Source organism: Vibrio sp. 10N.247.311.49 (assembly GCF_041467655.1).
In the GTDB taxonomy this organism is placed as follows: Bacteria; Pseudomonadota; Gammaproteobacteria; order Enterobacterales; family Vibrionaceae; genus Vibrio; species Vibrio crassostreae_C.
Map to the genome: position 1 here is coordinate 116,369 of NZ_JBFSVA010000009.1, position 14,684 is coordinate 131,052.

The window sequence follows — 14,684 nt, forward strand, 5'->3', positions numbered from 1 at the left end:
AATAAGAAATGGTTGTCACTAATAATATAAAAAAAAATGACCCTATAAAGGGTCATTTCTCAAAAAACTAAGTTTACGCTTATTTTGACTTGCGATTTACTGGCTCTACGTAGCTTAGGCTAGTATCCCAAGGTTGCTCAATCCATGTGTCTTGAGCGATATCAACAATGTACTCGTCTAGCAAATCAGCGCCAGATGGTTTTGCACATACAGCGATCAGTTTCGCTTTAGGGTACATTTCGCGAAGCTTACGTGCAGTGTCACCACTATCAACCAAGTCTTCAACGATTAGGAAGCCTTCGCCGTCACCTTCAGGTGCTTTAACTACTGTCATATCACGTTGGTGATCGTGGTCGTAGCTAGAAATACAAATCGTATCTACGTGACGAATACCTAGCTCACGAGCCAAGATTGCACCAGGAACCAAACCACCACGGCTTACTGCCCAGATGCCTTTCCACTGCTCTGCTGGCATTTGCTTTTCAGCAAGTTGACGGCAGTAAGTCTGCATGTTGTCCCAAGTGATAACGAATTTGTTGCTCATAGTATAAAACCTAATAATTTTGTCATGTTATTAGAGGCTATTTCAAACATAGCCTCTTCAGCGATTAAGCAGAAATCTAGACGATTAAGCGAAAATGTATTTAAGAATAAAGATAGCCGACATTACCCACACAGCAGGTGAAACGTCGCGACCTTTACCACTTAGCAGCTTAATTGCAGCGTAAGCGATGAAACCTAGTGAGATACCCTCAGCGATAGAGTACGTCAGCGGCATAAGCAGACATGTTACCACGACTGGTGCTGCTTCCGTAAGATCACGCCAATCAATGCCAACTAGGCCAGACATCATCAGAATTGCTACATAGAAAAGTGCACCTGATGTTGCGTAAGCCGGAATCATACCTGCAAGTGGCGAGAAGAAAAGAGCCAGTAGGAATAAGATACCAACAACAACAGCCGTTAGACCGGTACGGCCGCCTTCAGCAACACCCGCAACACTCTCAACATAAGAAGTAGTATTTGATGTACCTAGCAGTGCACCAATAGATGTTGCTGTAGAGTCAGCAAGCAGTGCTTTGTTCAAGCGAGGTAGTTTGCCGTCTTCTTTGATTAGGTTTGCTTTCGTTGCAACACCAACCAGAGTACCCGCTGTATCGAACAAATCGACGAACAAGAACGCGAATACCACTGAAATCATACCGATTTCAAATACAGCAGAGAAATCAAGCTGCATGAATGTAGGAGCAAGGCTTGGTGGTGTAGACATGATGCCGCCGTATTGAACGTCACCAATAACAATGCCAAGAGCTGTGATAGCTAGAATCGCAATCATTACTGCCCCTTTCACGCCACGGTGAACAAGAGCAATCGTTAGGAAGAAACCAAGTGAGCCTAGGATAGGAGCAATCGCGGTAATGTCGCCCAGTGAAACTTTAGTTGCTGGGTTAGAAACAACGATGCCTGCATTGCTAAGCGCAATAAACGCTAGGAAAAGACCGATACCTGCAGAGATACCAACACGCAGAGACATAGGGATCGAGTTGATAATCCATTCACGGATCTTAAAGATGCTTAAGAAGATGAAGATTACGCCTGATACGAAAACCGCTGCCAGAGCAACTTGCCACGTATAACCCATACCCATTACAACAGCGTAGGTAAAGAATGCGTTCAAACCCATGCCTGGAGCTTGAGCAATTGGGTAGTTAGCAACAAAGCCCATGATGAAACAGCCAATAGCAGCCGCTAAACAGGTTGCTACAAATACAGCGCCATGGTCCATACCAGCATCAGCTAGAATCATTGGGTTTACAAAAATGATGTAAGCCATTGTTAGGAAGGTTGTTAGACCTGCGATGATTTCAGTGCGCACATTGGTGCCATTTTCACTGAGTTTGAATAGCTTTTCGAACATTATCGAATCCTATAAGGGTAAAGAGTAAACGGTTGCGTAATCGATTGGCTGTGGATTATAAAGTTATCAAATAACAAATTCCAGATAGAATTAAGGCTCTAATCGATATTTATCAGAATGCCGTATGAAACAAAGCGATTAAAAATGAAGATATCATCGATAAATAACCATTAAAAACAAACAATTAACAACAATAGACTCACTAAAACTAGTTGGTTGTTTTTTCTACCATCGGTTATTTTCATTGATAATCTAGCCAGTAAATTCTGAATTCAAACTCACAATAGTTATGTATTTTTCAACAGGATCAGTAATAAGGCGCAAATTGATATTTCGGCGTTTAAAAAACAACCACGCAGAACAGCAAGGAAAGTGACAAGCGAAAGCGGTTTGGAAAAGTAGCAGGCAAAAAAAACGCCACTCAAAACTGAGTGGCGGTAGAATCTGTCAACCAAAAGGGCTGTAAAAGAATTCCAATATATAGGGGTGAACAAAACTGTTCGAGTTACATGCTTACGGTATTAGTAACCAAAGCTTGTAGGGTATGCAAAGTTGCTAGTGTAAACAGAGCTGTTAATCCAGAACATTGCAGATGGTAAACCTTTCATAACTATCACCTTAATAAATCAATAAAAAACGAATTTGATTTCTCGGTTCCTTGGAGGCGATAAAACGGACTCATCCTTTGAGCATTTACTCTTCATCTCAGAAGTTGGTTATTAATATACCCTAAAGAAAGAAGATTACAAGTATTTTTTGCTATACGTCACATTTTTGGCCATTTACGGTTATTTTGCAAACTTATTTTTGTAATAAAATTACATAATAGAATTAAACAAACGTTTGCCTGCTCCATTTATAAGCATCAAGGCGCTTAGCTGTGATCAGATGGACAAGATCGCTTTCAAAATTTGAGCTATTTGAGGTTTAGAACCGCTACTCGTCAAAACGCTCAAGTGGTATGCTGTTGCCATCAAAACAGACCCATATTTTAGATTTTTGTTCTAGGTTTTTCCCCATACAAAACCTAAATATATGGTTATTAAATAAAAAAGGAGTCATCCGTGTCTGAATTCCATTCTGAGATCAGTAAATTATCCCCTGCCCCTATCTGGCAGTTCTTCGATAAGATTTGCTCAATCCCACACCCTTCTAAGCATGAAGAAGAGCTTGCTCAATACATTATTGCTTGGGCAACAGAGCAAGGCCTAGATGTACGTCGTGACCCAACGGGTAACGTATTCATCAAAAAGCCAGCAACGGCGGGTATGGAAAACAAAAAAGGTGTAGTGCTACAAGCTCACATCGATATGGTTCCACAAAAGAACGAAGACACAGTTCATGACTTTGCTAAAGATCCAATTCAACCATACATTGATGGTGAGTGGGTTACAGCTAAAGGCACAACGCTTGGCGCTGATAACGGCATGGGCATGGCTTCTTGCCTAGCGGTTCTTGCTTCAAACGAAATCCAACACGGCCCTATCGAAGTTCTACTAACAGTAGATGAAGAAGCAGGCATGACTGGTGCTTTCGGTCTTGAAGCGGGTTGGTTAGAAGGCGATATCCTTCTTAACACCGATTCAGAGCAAGAAGGCGAAGTGTACATGGGTTGTGCTGGCGGTATCGACGGCGCAATGACATTTGAAATTGCTCGTAATGCGATTCCAGCTGACTTCGTAACACGTAAGCTAACGCTAAAAGGCCTAAAAGGCGGTCACTCTGGTTGTGACATCCACACAGGTCGTGCAAACGCAAACAAACTGCTTGCTCGCTTCCTAGCGGGTCACGCAAAAGAGCTAGACCTTCGCATCGTCGAATTCAAAGGTGGTAGCCTTCGTAACGCGATCCCTCGTGAAGGTTTCGTAACGGTTGCTGTTCCTGCGGCAAACCAAGAAAAACTGGCTTCACTATACAACTACTACACTGAGCTGCTTTCAACAGAGCTAGGTAAAGTAGAAGACAGCATCGTGACTTTCAATGAAGAAGCTTCTGTAGAAATGGGCGCACTTGCGTCAGCAGACCAAGCTCGCTTTATCGCGGCACTTAACGCATGTCCAAACGGCGTGATTCGTATGAGTGACGAGATTGAAGGTGTTGTGGAAACGTCTCTAAACGTAGGTGTTATCACAACAGAAGAGAACTCAATCACAGTACTTTGCCTGATCCGCTCTCTTATCGATTCAGGTCGTAGCCAAGTAGAAAGCATGCTTCACTCTGTTGCTGAACTAGCAGGCGCTAACATCGCGTTCTCTGGTGCTTACCCAGGTTGGAAACCAGACGCAGATTCAGAAATCATGCATATCTTCCGTGACATGTACGAAGGTATCTACGGTCACAAGCCAAACATCATGGTTATCCATGCTGGTCTTGAGTGTGGTCTATTCAAAGAACCTTACCCGAACATGGATATGGTTTCTTTCGGCCCAACCATCAAGTTTCCGCACTCTCCTGATGAGAAAGTGAAGATCGACACCGTTGAGCTATTCTGGAACCAAATGGTTGCATTGCTTGAAGCGATCCCAGAAAAAGCTTAATTCGATAAGCTATGTTTGTTCAGTAAATGGTGTTTTACAGTAAACACCGTTTATCTGAGACAAAATAAAACAGGTACTCAATGAGTACCTGTTTTTGTATCTAATCTTTGTAGCTACTACTTGTGACTAAATAAACAATTAAGCGCGTGAAGCCGCGTAGCTCTCTAGCTCATCAATTGAAGTTTGTGCCACAACTTCGCCATCGATGAAGTACGTCACCATCTCGCCATCACGAACACCGATTAACGTCGCACGCTCACCAGATTGGTAAGTGATGTCCATTTGGATAGTGTTTTCGTCGATCTGCTGCATTTGACCTTTCTCAATCATATCGGCACTCGTGATCGGGCCTACTGGCGCTTCAGTCAGTGACTTATCAAGCTGATCGTTGATATCAAGGTAAGTATCAGTCTTAGTATCAAAGATGTGCGGAGCACCTGTTAGTGGGTTGCTACCCGTCCAGAACTCTAGTGAGTTGAATACTAGGTAATCGGCAGCAACCGTTAGACCATACGCAGGTGCAAGTAGTATGTTCAAACCACCACGAGCGTAACGGTTATCAACAGCCTTCACGTTAAACTTCATTAGATAACCGGTTACTGCGTTACTACCCACACAACCAGATAGAGCAACAGATACCACTGCTAGTGCTACAACTTTTGAAATTGTTTTTTTCATTTTGATCTCGATATTTGAATTTGGCCGCCAAAAAATGGCGATGGATAATACCAACCAATCGAACAATAAATATCAGCGTTAAATCAATGTATTGTCAGGAAATTCACAATTATAAACCCCTTCTAACTAGCCAAATCAAAAACAGAAACCAATTAAGAAACCCCTCCATAAAAAAGTTTTGTCGTCACCGTAAAGCGATTGATTCGTACTAAAAATCAACGATTGATACATTCCGTGTTAACGAATTATCACCATGTTGAGAACAACCTAAATGGCAAGACTAAAACCTAATCAACCCTTCGAATTACTTGGTTATACTGTTCAGCCAGGACAGAGAATGGAGATTGAACTGCAAGCGGCTCAGCTTTACACGCATTCTCCACTTTCAATCCCGATTGAAATTATTCATGGTCGCCAAGCGGGCCCAACACTGATGGTAAACGCGGCGATCCACGGAGATGAACTAAACGGTGTTGAGATTGCACGACAGCTGACCAATGCGATTGATCCAAAGAAACTGAAAGGAACACTACTTGTTGTGCCTATCGTTAACGTATTTGGTTTTATCCATAAGTCTCGTTATCTACCAGACCGTCGTGACCTGAACCGTTGCTTCCCAGGAAGTGAAAAAGGATCACTGACATCACGCATCGCTCACACCTTCTTTGAGAACGTAGCGAAGCACTGTGATTACATTTTGGATCTTCACACAGGTGCGATTCACCGTACTAACTTGCCACAGATCCGTGCAAACCTGTCGAACCCTGAAACACTGCGCATCGCAAAAGCGTTCGCAACACCCGTGATCATAGATTCTCCACTGCGTGATGGTTCATTGCGCAGCGAAGCGGAAAAACTGGGTATTCCTGTATTAACTTACGAAGGTGGTGAAGCGCTGCGTTTTGATCACCTAGCGATTCGTGCGGGTTACCTTGGCGTGCATCAAGTGATGAAAGAAATCGGCATGCTGCGCCCTAACCGTAAGAAGTTACCAGAGCCAGTATTGAGTAAATCGACCAGTTGGATCCGCGCTGAATCAGACGGCATTTTGCGTAATATGGTAAGGCTTGGCGAACAAGTTGAAGCAGGACAAACCCTGGCTTACATCAGTTCTCCATTGGGTCACCAAGAAGGCCAAGTAATTACCACTAAAGGCGGTATCGTGATTGGTCAGCAAACTCTACCGTTGGTAAACGAAGGTGACGCAGTATTCCACATTGCTTACTTCAAGCAAGATGATGATGAAGTGGGACAGTCTGTTGAGAGTTACATTGAAGAAGTCGCGGAAGACGATTGGCTGACATCGCTAAACAACTAAGGACCGAATTCGGGTAATTAGTGAATCAGATACGTAGCCACCAGCCATGAGTGGTTACGTAATCCAGACTAGTACGCCACAAATGAAAAAGCCCCGATAAACTTTTAACTAGAAAGAGAAAAGCTATATCGGGGCTTTTTTTACTTGTCCCTTATCTTAAAATTAAGGGACCTGTAAATTAATTGTGCACTGGATTACTCAGCGTCTTCTTGCTCTTCTTCACGAGCTTTTGCGCGTGCTTCACGTGCTTGCTCAGCTTTAAGCTCTTTAGTGTGACGTAGTTCGTCACGCTCTTTACGCTGCTCTGATTTACGCTCGTTACGTTCAGCTTGGTTTGAGATGAAAGATGCTAGCTCTTTCTCTGCCCACTCTTGTGCTAGAGCTTCAGTTTCGAAACCAGACTCACGCTTAGATACTGTTGTGCTGCGAGACGTTACTTGACGAGTAATCTCTGCACACCAACCGTTGCGTTTTTCTGTAAGGCGGATATCAAATTTTTTGTTCTTAGACATGTTCTATTTTTTCCTAAGGGAGATCATTAAGGGATCGGTCACTTTGATAACTCCATCTAAGTGAGCATCTTTTAACACCATCCCTTGGTAAGCGCGGTATTAGAGCACAAATCAATGAATATTGCTGCAAATATTTGCAGCGGATCACACTCCCATGCTGCAAATCGTTTGCGCCGGATTTCAATGGGTTCGTAACTCTCGATTCATCATCAACTTCTGTGCAACTTTATCGACAACAATGAAATGAACTATGCTCAAACAGAGATAAATGAAAGAGATAACCTGCAGGCTCAGGTTTACAGACTCTACTGTCTCGCCTACTCCGCCCATAATTAAAATAGCTAAGGAGTTGCTATGGATAGCTTCATCAAACATTTACCCAAGGTTGAACTGCATTTACATATTGAAGGCACGCTAGAACCTGAGCTGATGTTCCAACTCGCCAAGCGTAATAACGTGTCGATTCCCTTTGATAACCCAGCCCAAGTAAGAGACGCGTACCAGTTCCACAATCTTCAGTCTTTTCTCGATATCTATTATCAAGGCGCTAACGTACTGATTCATGAACAAGATTTCTACGACCTGACGTGTGCTTATCTGTTGAAGTGCCAGCAAGATAATGTGGTTCATACTGAGATATTCTTCGACCCTCAGACTCACACTGAACGCGGCATTGACTTTGAAGTCATCGTCGGCGGGATTACTCGAGCTTTGAATCAAGCGGAGCAAGAACTTGGCATCAGCAGCCAACTGATCATGTGCTTTCTGCGCCACCTTGATGAAGACAGCGCTTTTGAAACGCTCAAACAAGCCCTTCCCTATAAAGATAAGATCATTGCCGTCGGGCTGGATTCGTCGGAAAAAGGAAACCCGCCGGAGAAGTTTAAGCATGTATTCCAAGAGGCGATCAACCAAGGGTTCCTGACCGTCGCGCACGCCGGAGAGGAAGGCCCTGCGCAAAATATTAGTGACGCGCTGAGCTTGCTAGGCATTACCCGAATTGATCATGGCGTTCGCTGTGTAGAAGATGAAGAGTTGATGGAACAGCTAATAGCAAAACGTACACCACTGACCGTCTGCCCGCTGTCGAATACCAAGCTCAAGGTGTTTGAGACCATGCAAGAGCACAACATCGTCGAGTTGCTGAGAAAAGGGCTGTGCGTCACCATCAATTCCGATGATCCGGCTTACTTCGGCGGCTATATGAATGATAACTTCCTCGCCGTCGCCAATGCTCACCCAGTGACCAAAAACGAATTGGCGCAGTTCAGTATTAATGCCATCGAAGCCAGTTTTATCTCGCCTCACGCCAAGGAAGATCTCATCACACAGGTACGCCAATACCTTGCTGCGAGTACTTAATGAGTTATCAAGATCAAAAAGGGAAGCTCTGAGCTTCCCTATCTATATCAATAGATAACTAATTGGCTTAGCCCGGGTGACCATCCACTCTTGGCGTTAACAGCATCATCCCAAATTTCCAGATAAATAGACCGAACGCTAACGTCCATAAACCCGCGCTGATATTGACCATCTCAAATAAATACGCCGGGAAGAATGTCACACCTAAACTACGAACGAATGCCGCGATAAATATAGCCGAGAACGCCAAAGCCATACTTGGCCCTTTATAGATAGCACGGCCAGTATGTCCCATTGTCACGCGCGTGATCATCGCCAGAATTAACCCACTCAAACCGCCAATCGCAAACAGGTGCAGCATGTTATGGCTCGCGAACGGGTTATCTAGCAAACCGCGTAACAGCAAGCTGAGAGGGATACATAGGTAAGCCGCATGCAGCGACCACACCAAGGGTTCTGATAGTGTTGTCCAAGGCTTCCAGCGGATAAAGCGCACCAACTGTGTCACACCTGCAAATACCATCAACTCATTGCCGACTTGAGCAAAGGTCAATGGGAAGAAGCTCAACACAAATAAGCCAACCAAAGGTAGATTGGCTAACCATTCCAACCAAACCAAGGGCTGCGCTTTTTCGAAATCAAAACGACGCGCTGTGAAGAATGGGATTACTCGCCCACCCATCACTGATAAGAGCAAGGTAAACCACCACAACATAGCCTGCCAAACTGCAGACGATGGGAATGGAGGCATCCCCTTAATGGTCGCGTAACTAGCAAAGTTCGCCACGATAGCCAATATAAACAGTGGCACAAAGAATAGATTCTTCCAGCCTTTCGACTTCACGACTCGGAAACCAATTTCGTAGGCGGCGAAGATTAAGAACAGCGCCTCAACCGACGAGATCAGCCATAACGGAGCGGGTGTCCAAAACAGAATACGAGGTGCGAGCCACAAACCGACTAGCGCAGCTAATCGATAATGCTTGGTGCCATTGACACCCGTCCACGTTTGTACTGCCGTTAACACAAAACCGACCACTATCGCCATTGAGAAACCAAACAGCATCTCATGCACGTGCCACCACAGTGCGGGAACTTTTAAAATCTCAGGCTGACCGTTTTGGAACATGATGACCCAAGCGACAATCGCGATCACTGCATAGAGACTGCCTAAAAAGAAGAAAGGTCGAAAGCCTAAACGCAGGTAGGCTGGAATCGCGTCTTCTACACTTTTATCTGTGATATTTAACAAACTCGCTCCTAATTCTCAGATAAGCGGCCAAGGTATTACCTAAACCAAATTTTGTATGCATCAAATCCGATGCAATATGCAGATAACACTGCATGAAACGCGCCAATTAGATAAAACCAGTAAAAACAGCGACTCACGAGATTCACTAGCCAATAAACAAGTCAAAAAAACACAACCAAAAGAGTCATAAGGACATATAGATGTATAAATAGAAACTTACTGACTTTTGGTATCTCGCCACATATAGTAAGACTAGACTTAAATGGAACAACTCAGACAAGGAATGCGATGTATATTTTTGGTTATGGCAGTTTAATCAACTCATCTTCACGCCAGCTTACCGGTCAGACAGGGCAAGCGATCCCTGCGATTGTTCATGGCTTAATTCGCCATTGGAGCAAGATCGATGACAGCTATGTGTTATCACCTTTGATCGTCAATCTCGGCGAGGGACAAGTGAATGGTGTGTTGCTTGAGGTGGATGATATTGCACTGGCTGAGTTTGATCGCCGTGAGCGTGGTTATCACCGTATCGAATTAAAGGCCTCTCAGATAGAAAGCCAAGATGAATTCAAACAGGATCAACCGATCTGGGTTTACATCAAAGACGAGATTGAAGCACCTTGCGAAAACAGCCCTATCGTTCAAACCTACGTCGATACTGTATTAGCAGGATGTTTAGAGGTGTCTGAAAGCTTTGCGGCGCACTTCGTTAAACACACACAAGGTTGGCATCACCCATTAGAAAATGATCGCCACCAGCCTAAATACGGCAATCTTGCTGGGGTTTCAGATCACCACCACAGTGTGATTGATGGCTTGATACTGACTGTTCGAAGCTAGTTGATGTACGTTATTAATGGATATACGTTGTTAATGGATGTAGATAGTTAATTGATCTACACAGTTAATTAATCTACATCGTTAATTAATCTACATCGCCAGTTAATCTAGGTTGGTGAGCTCGATCGTTCACCAACCTAAAGCGATCTTAAACGACACGAATACCTGCAGGCATCGCACGTTCCGGGGTCAGCAATACACTTTCAGATTCATCTTCCGTTTCGGCACATAACAACATGCACTCAGAAGTGTGGCCTCTCATCTTCGCCTTCGCTAGATTACACAAAACAACAACCTGCTTACCCATCAACTCTTCTTCGGTGTAGTAAGGCACTAGGCTGGTCACCGTTTGTAGCGTCTTCTCGCCGATATCCACTTGCACGATGTAAAGCTTGTCTGCGTTTTCATGACGCACAACCTCAATGATCTTACCCACACGCATTTCTAACTTAGCAAAGTCACCATAAGAGACAGTATCCATTTCTCACTTCCTATATTGATTTATTTTCACTCATTAAATCATTTACTAAAATTAAGTAAAATGTAAATGTTTACACTAGCATTAAGCCTAATAATTACAAGCGGTAAAGATCTCATTACTGGAAGTAAAATGAGAGTTTCGTTGCCTTGCACTCATTGTCGGTGTTAAATAGATGCAGCAATGTATAGAGGTTAAAAATGGCAACAATTAAAGATGTCGCAAGGGAAGCAGGTGTTTCTGTTGCAACCGTATCTCGAGTCGTGAATAAGTCTCCGAAGGCAAGTGCGAACTCAATTGAATCCGTCACCAAAGCGATGTCTAAACTCGGCTATCGCCCGAATGCCAATGCTCGTGCGCTGGTAAGCCAGAGCACCAATACCGTCGGTGTGTTGGTTGGTGATATCTCCGATCCTTTTTTTGGCACGCTGGTTAAGGCTGTCGATAATGTCGCTCGTGAGAACGGAAAGCATATCCTCGTCGGTAATGGCTCACACGATCGTGAAGAAGAAAGACAAGCGATTGAGTTACTGATCAATAGCCGTTGCGACGCCTTAGTGATCCACTCAAAAGGCCTGACAGACGAAGAACTGATTGCCTATGCAAAAGAAGTAAAAGGCTTAGTGCTGATCAATCGCTATATTGCTGAGATTGCCAACCGTTGTATTTTCTTGGACAACAAGAAAGGCGCGTATCTTGCGACTGAATATCTGATCCGTCATGGTCATAAAAATATTGCCTGTATCGCTTCATCGCACAGCATTGAAGATGCTGATGAGCGTGTACAAGGTTACTTGTCAGCACTCTCGGATTACAAAATAGCGTTATCTGACAGCTATATTGAGTACTCAGCTCCCACCAGTGAAGGTGGTGAATACGCGATGACTAACCTATTAACCAAGTCTCTGCCGATCACAGGCATTGTTGCGTACAACGATTACATGGCGGCAGGTGCTTTGTCTGTCCTAGATGAAAACGGTATTCAAGCGCCGGACAAAATGTCGATCATCGGCTTCGATGATGGCTTGATTGCACGCTATGTTCATCCAAAGCTAACCACCATTCGCTACCCGATTCAGATGATGGCAGAGAAAGCGACACGACTCGCGTTGCACTTAGCCAAAGGTGAAAACACCTCAACGGAGCCAATGATGTTCTCTCCGACTTTGGTGCGCCGTAATTCGGTAGAGAAAATCTAAGTTCTGGTCAACTCACCAAACAACAAACAAAAAAAAGCCCTAACAGAATCGCTTCTGTTAGGGCTTTCCTACCTTACTCGGATACCCAACAATCGCGCTTAATAAATCACACACTTGTTGAGCGCCACTTTTGCTCATCCCCCAAGAACAACGCGATAATTCACATCGTCCTATTCACAAACAAAAGATATTGACGTAACCGCTTTGAGCTAGAGCGTACTAGTTTGAAGAATCCCCCGAAAATTCAAACTGGTAACAGGTACTGTAGTTATATTCTTGTTCAGGCTTGAGAATACAACTGTCCTGCTTCCACTCTGGGTGGTTAGGAGAGTCAGGTAAGAACTGGGTTTCTAGCGCCAAACCAGCGTAGTCTTCATAGCTGCCACCACTTCGGTTTGGTGTGCCACCAAGCCAGTTTCCGGTGTATAGCTGCATCGCAGGTTTGGTTGAAAATACTTTTAGTGTGACGAGCGCATCCGGTGAGGTTACGGTCGCGGCGCATTGAGTGCGTTTGCAGCCATCAGCCAATAAGAAAGAGTGGTCGTAACCCTTTGCTGCTTTCTGCTGTTCATCGCCCAACAAACGCTCTGAGATCATCATAGGCTGATTGAAGTCAAAGCTGGTCGATTTCACTGATTTAAGGTTACCTAACGGAATACCCACCGAATTGGTCGGTAAGAACTGATTAGCATTGATACTGACAATGTGTGACAAACAATCGTGTCCAGCTTCAGCGCCAAGTAGATTGAAGTACGCATGATTCGTTAGGTTGACTACAGTCGGCTTGTCTGTGGTTGCAGAGTAATTAATGGACACTCGATTGTCTTCGGTGATGTCATAACGTACCGACACATTCAAATTCCCCGGGAATCCTTGGTCGCCATCAGCAGACTCTAGACTGAACACCACTGACGTTTCGGTTTGCTCGGCAATATTCCAACGGCGTTTATCAAATCCGTTCGGGCCACCATGTAAGGTATTGCCCGCTTGGTTGGTTTCCAGCTTGCAATTCTGACCATCAATTTTGAAACGACCATTAGCAATGCGGTTAGCATAACGGCCAACAGTTGTGCCCATATAGCTGGCTTGTTTATCGAAGTTCTCCATTGAGTTAACACCCAACAAAACTTCTCTTTTGTTTCCTTTTACTGGCAGGATACAGCTCAACCATGTTGCACCAATATCCATGAATGTCACTTGCATGCCATGCGTATTTGATAGCGTCACTAACTGAGCGGGTTGGCCATCATAGGCAGGAGTCTGCGTCATGGATTGATGCAGGTTTTGCTCTTGTGTCATTCTAAATTCCTTCTAGTGCCAGTAAAAAGCCTCTACCTGAAGTAAAGGCTTTAGCATTTGGCCTACCATGATCTTTTTACTTGGTAAGCTCTATATTAAATCTCGAAGCCGTTAGATTACTTCAACTAAGCCTGCTCCGTCTTTCGCTTGGCACACATAAATAGATTCTTTTAGACCCGTCGCCGCTTGATATTTCTGTTCAACGGTTGTTTTGATTTCATCAACCAATGCAGGTGGAACTAATGCCACAATACAACCACCGAAACCACCGCCAGTCATACGCACGCCACCTTGTTCACCGATCACTTCTTTGACCATATCAACCAGCGCATCAATCTCTTTCACCGTGATTTCAAAATCATCACGCATTGATGCATGCGATTCAGCCATCAACTCGCCCATACGCTTCATATCATGAGTGCGTAGAGCTTGAGCCGCTTCAACAGTACGGTCATTTTCAGTAATCACGTGACGAGCACGTTTCGCGACCATTTCATCCAATTCAGACTCTTTCGCTTTGAATTGCTCAATGGTCACATCACGAAGTGCCGGAACACCAAAGATGCGCGCCGCTTCTTCACACTGTTCACGACGTGTGTTGTATTCGCTGTCGACTAAGCCGCGTTTCTTGTTTGAGTTAATGATAACCACAGCCATATCTTCTGGCATTGAAACCGCTTGAGTCTCTAGGCTACGACAATCCAAAAGCATCGCGTGGTTTGCGCGACCTTCTGCAGAGACCATTTGGTCCATGATGCCGCAGTTACAGCCCACAAATTCGTTTTCGGCCTGCTGACCATTTAGCGCCACTTCAGCTTGGCTGATCTCTAGGTTATAAAGCACCTTGAATGTTTGACCAATCACCACTTCCAGCGCCGCAGAAGAACTTAAACCTGCACCTTGAGGCACGTTGCCCGTTACAGAGATGTCTGCACCTGTAAATTCAAAGCCGCGACCTTTTAAGCACTTCACCACACCACGAATGTAGTTCGCCCACATCTTGTCTTGTTGGAATGTGATCTCTTGAGTTAAATCGAACTCATCGACTGCATTACCGTAGTCCACTGATACTACGCGAACAATGTTGTCGTCACGCTTAGCCGCGGCGACTACCGTTTGGTAGTTAATGGCACACGGTAGAACAAAACCATCGTTGTAGTCAGTGTGCTCGCCGATCAGGTTCACACGACCTGGTGCTTGGATAATATGAGTCGCTTGGTAACCAAGGACTTGCTCAAAAGATGCTTTCACGTTTTGGATTAGGTCAGACATAAGTAAACTCTCTGGT

At 44.4% G+C, this 14,684-nt stretch carries 13 protein-coding genes; 5 read left to right on the top strand and 8 right to left on the bottom strand.

Annotation, left to right across the window (positions count from 1 at the left end; genetic code table 11):
* Positions 1–79: 79 nt before the first annotated feature.
* The gene (tet(34), locus tag AB6E54_RS11340) at positions 80–544 is read right to left on the bottom strand and encodes an oxytetracycline resistance phosphoribosyltransferase domain-containing protein Tet(34) (protein WP_009847475.1); all 465 of its coding nucleotides are present in this window, start codon (positions 542–544) and stop codon (positions 80–82) included.
* 84 nt (positions 545–628) lie between these two features.
* Entirely contained in the window at positions 629–1,918 is a 1,290-nt protein-coding gene (locus AB6E54_RS11345) for an NCS2 family permease (protein WP_017060789.1), read from the bottom strand.
* Between the two features lie 1,064 nt (positions 1,919–2,982).
* Here AB6E54_RS11345 and AB6E54_RS11350 point away from each other — a divergent pair.
* On the top strand, positions 2,983–4,455 hold the full coding sequence (locus AB6E54_RS11350; RefSeq protein WP_017060790.1) for an aminoacyl-histidine dipeptidase: 1,473 nt from the start codon (positions 2,983–2,985) through the stop codon (positions 4,453–4,455).
* A gap of 138 nt (positions 4,456–4,593) precedes the next feature.
* On the opposite strand, the gene AB6E54_RS11355 is transcribed toward AB6E54_RS11350, so the two are convergent.
* Positions 4,594–5,133, bottom strand: coding sequence for a DUF3332 family protein (locus AB6E54_RS11355; RefSeq protein ID WP_372106420.1), 540 nt, complete (start codon positions 5,131–5,133; stop codon positions 4,594–4,596).
* A gap of 271 nt (positions 5,134–5,404) precedes the next feature.
* Here AB6E54_RS11355 and AB6E54_RS11360 point away from each other — a divergent pair, with 271 nt between their 5' ends.
* Complete coding sequence (locus tag AB6E54_RS11360; RefSeq protein ID WP_108179951.1) at positions 5,405–6,451, top strand: succinylglutamate desuccinylase/aspartoacylase family protein; 1,047 nt, start codon at positions 5,405–5,407, stop codon at positions 6,449–6,451.
* Positions 6,452–6,645: 194 nt separating this feature from the next.
* Here AB6E54_RS11360 and AB6E54_RS11365 read toward each other — a convergent pair whose 3' ends face one another.
* Positions 6,646–6,963: a DUF3622 domain-containing protein gene (locus AB6E54_RS11365; RefSeq protein WP_004734416.1), complete on the bottom strand. Its 318-nt coding sequence runs from the start codon at positions 6,961–6,963 to the stop codon at positions 6,646–6,648.
* Between the two features lie 354 nt (positions 6,964–7,317).
* Between AB6E54_RS11365 and AB6E54_RS11370 the strand changes: the two genes are divergently transcribed.
* Positions 7,318–8,325: an adenosine deaminase gene (locus AB6E54_RS11370; protein WP_372106422.1), complete on the top strand. Its 1,008-nt coding sequence runs from the start codon at positions 7,318–7,320 to the stop codon at positions 8,323–8,325.
* Between the two features lie 67 nt (positions 8,326–8,392).
* Here the strand turns inward: AB6E54_RS11370 and AB6E54_RS11375 are convergent, their stop codons facing one another.
* Positions 8,393–9,577 (bottom strand): NnrS family protein, encoded by a 1,185-nt coding sequence (locus AB6E54_RS11375; RefSeq protein ID WP_102331956.1) that lies wholly within the window; start codon positions 9,575–9,577, stop codon positions 8,393–8,395.
* A 288-nt stretch (positions 9,578–9,865) separates the two neighbouring features.
* On the opposite strand from AB6E54_RS11375, the gene AB6E54_RS11380 reads away from it, so the two are divergent.
* Positions 9,866–10,420: a gamma-glutamylcyclotransferase family protein gene (locus AB6E54_RS11380; RefSeq protein WP_017060795.1), complete on the top strand. Its 555-nt coding sequence runs from the start codon at positions 9,866–9,868 to the stop codon at positions 10,418–10,420.
* Between the two features lie 148 nt (positions 10,421–10,568).
* Here AB6E54_RS11380 and AB6E54_RS11385 read toward each other — a convergent pair whose 3' ends face one another.
* A complete protein-coding gene (locus AB6E54_RS11385; protein ID WP_004734420.1) occupies positions 10,569–10,901 on the bottom strand; it encodes a tRNA-binding protein in 333 nt (110 codons plus the stop codon).
* Positions 10,902–11,098: 197 nt separating this feature from the next.
* Here AB6E54_RS11385 and AB6E54_RS11390 point away from each other — a divergent pair, with 197 nt between their 5' ends.
* Positions 11,099–12,097, top strand: a complete 999-nt coding sequence (locus tag AB6E54_RS11390; protein ID WP_017080052.1) for a substrate-binding domain-containing protein — start codon at positions 11,099–11,101, stop codon at positions 12,095–12,097.
* Positions 12,098–12,316: 219 nt separating this feature from the next.
* Here the strand turns inward: AB6E54_RS11390 and galM are convergent, their stop codons facing one another.
* Together galM and galK are read right to left on the bottom strand one after the other, a co-directional pair.
* A complete protein-coding gene (gene galM, locus AB6E54_RS11395) occupies positions 12,317–13,396 on the bottom strand; it encodes a galactose-1-epimerase (RefSeq protein ID WP_372106424.1) in 1,080 nt (359 codons plus the stop codon).
* Positions 13,397–13,507: 111 nt separating this feature from the next.
* Positions 13,508–14,668, bottom strand: a complete 1,161-nt coding sequence (gene galK, locus AB6E54_RS11400) for a galactokinase (protein WP_372106426.1) — start codon at positions 14,666–14,668, stop codon at positions 13,508–13,510.
* Positions 14,669–14,684: the final 16 nt, after the last annotated feature.

Bases quoted from the DNA above. Each gene is read 5' to 3' on its own strand.
- AB6E54_RS11390 (WP_017080052.1), top strand. From the start codon at position 11,099: ATGGCAACAATTAAAGATGTCGCAAGGGAAGCAGGTGTTTCTGTTGCA.
- AB6E54_RS11360 (WP_108179951.1), top strand. From the start codon at position 5,405: ATGGCAAGACTAAAACCTAATCAACCCTTCGAATTACTTGGTTATACT.
- galM (WP_372106424.1), bottom strand. From the start codon at position 13,396: ATGACACAAGAGCAAAACCTGCATCAATCCATGACGCAGACTCCTGCC.
- AB6E54_RS11365 (WP_004734416.1), bottom strand. From the start codon at position 6,963: ATGTCTAAGAACAAAAAATTTGATATCCGCCTTACAGAAAAACGCAAC.
- AB6E54_RS11370 (WP_372106422.1), top strand. From the start codon at position 7,318: ATGGATAGCTTCATCAAACATTTACCCAAGGTTGAACTGCATTTACAT.
- AB6E54_RS11345 (WP_017060789.1), bottom strand. From the start codon at position 1,918: ATGTTCGAAAAGCTATTCAAACTCAGTGAAAATGGCACCAATGTGCGC.
- AB6E54_RS11385 (WP_004734420.1), bottom strand. From the start codon at position 10,901: ATGGATACTGTCTCTTATGGTGACTTTGCTAAGTTAGAAATGCGTGTG.
- AB6E54_RS11380 (WP_017060795.1), top strand. From the start codon at position 9,866: ATGTATATTTTTGGTTATGGCAGTTTAATCAACTCATCTTCACGCCAG.
- galK (WP_372106426.1), bottom strand. From the start codon at position 14,668: ATGTCTGACCTAATCCAAAACGTGAAAGCATCTTTTGAGCAAGTCCTT.
- AB6E54_RS11355 (WP_372106420.1), bottom strand. From the start codon at position 5,133: ATGAAAAAAACAATTTCAAAAGTTGTAGCACTAGCAGTGGTATCTGTT.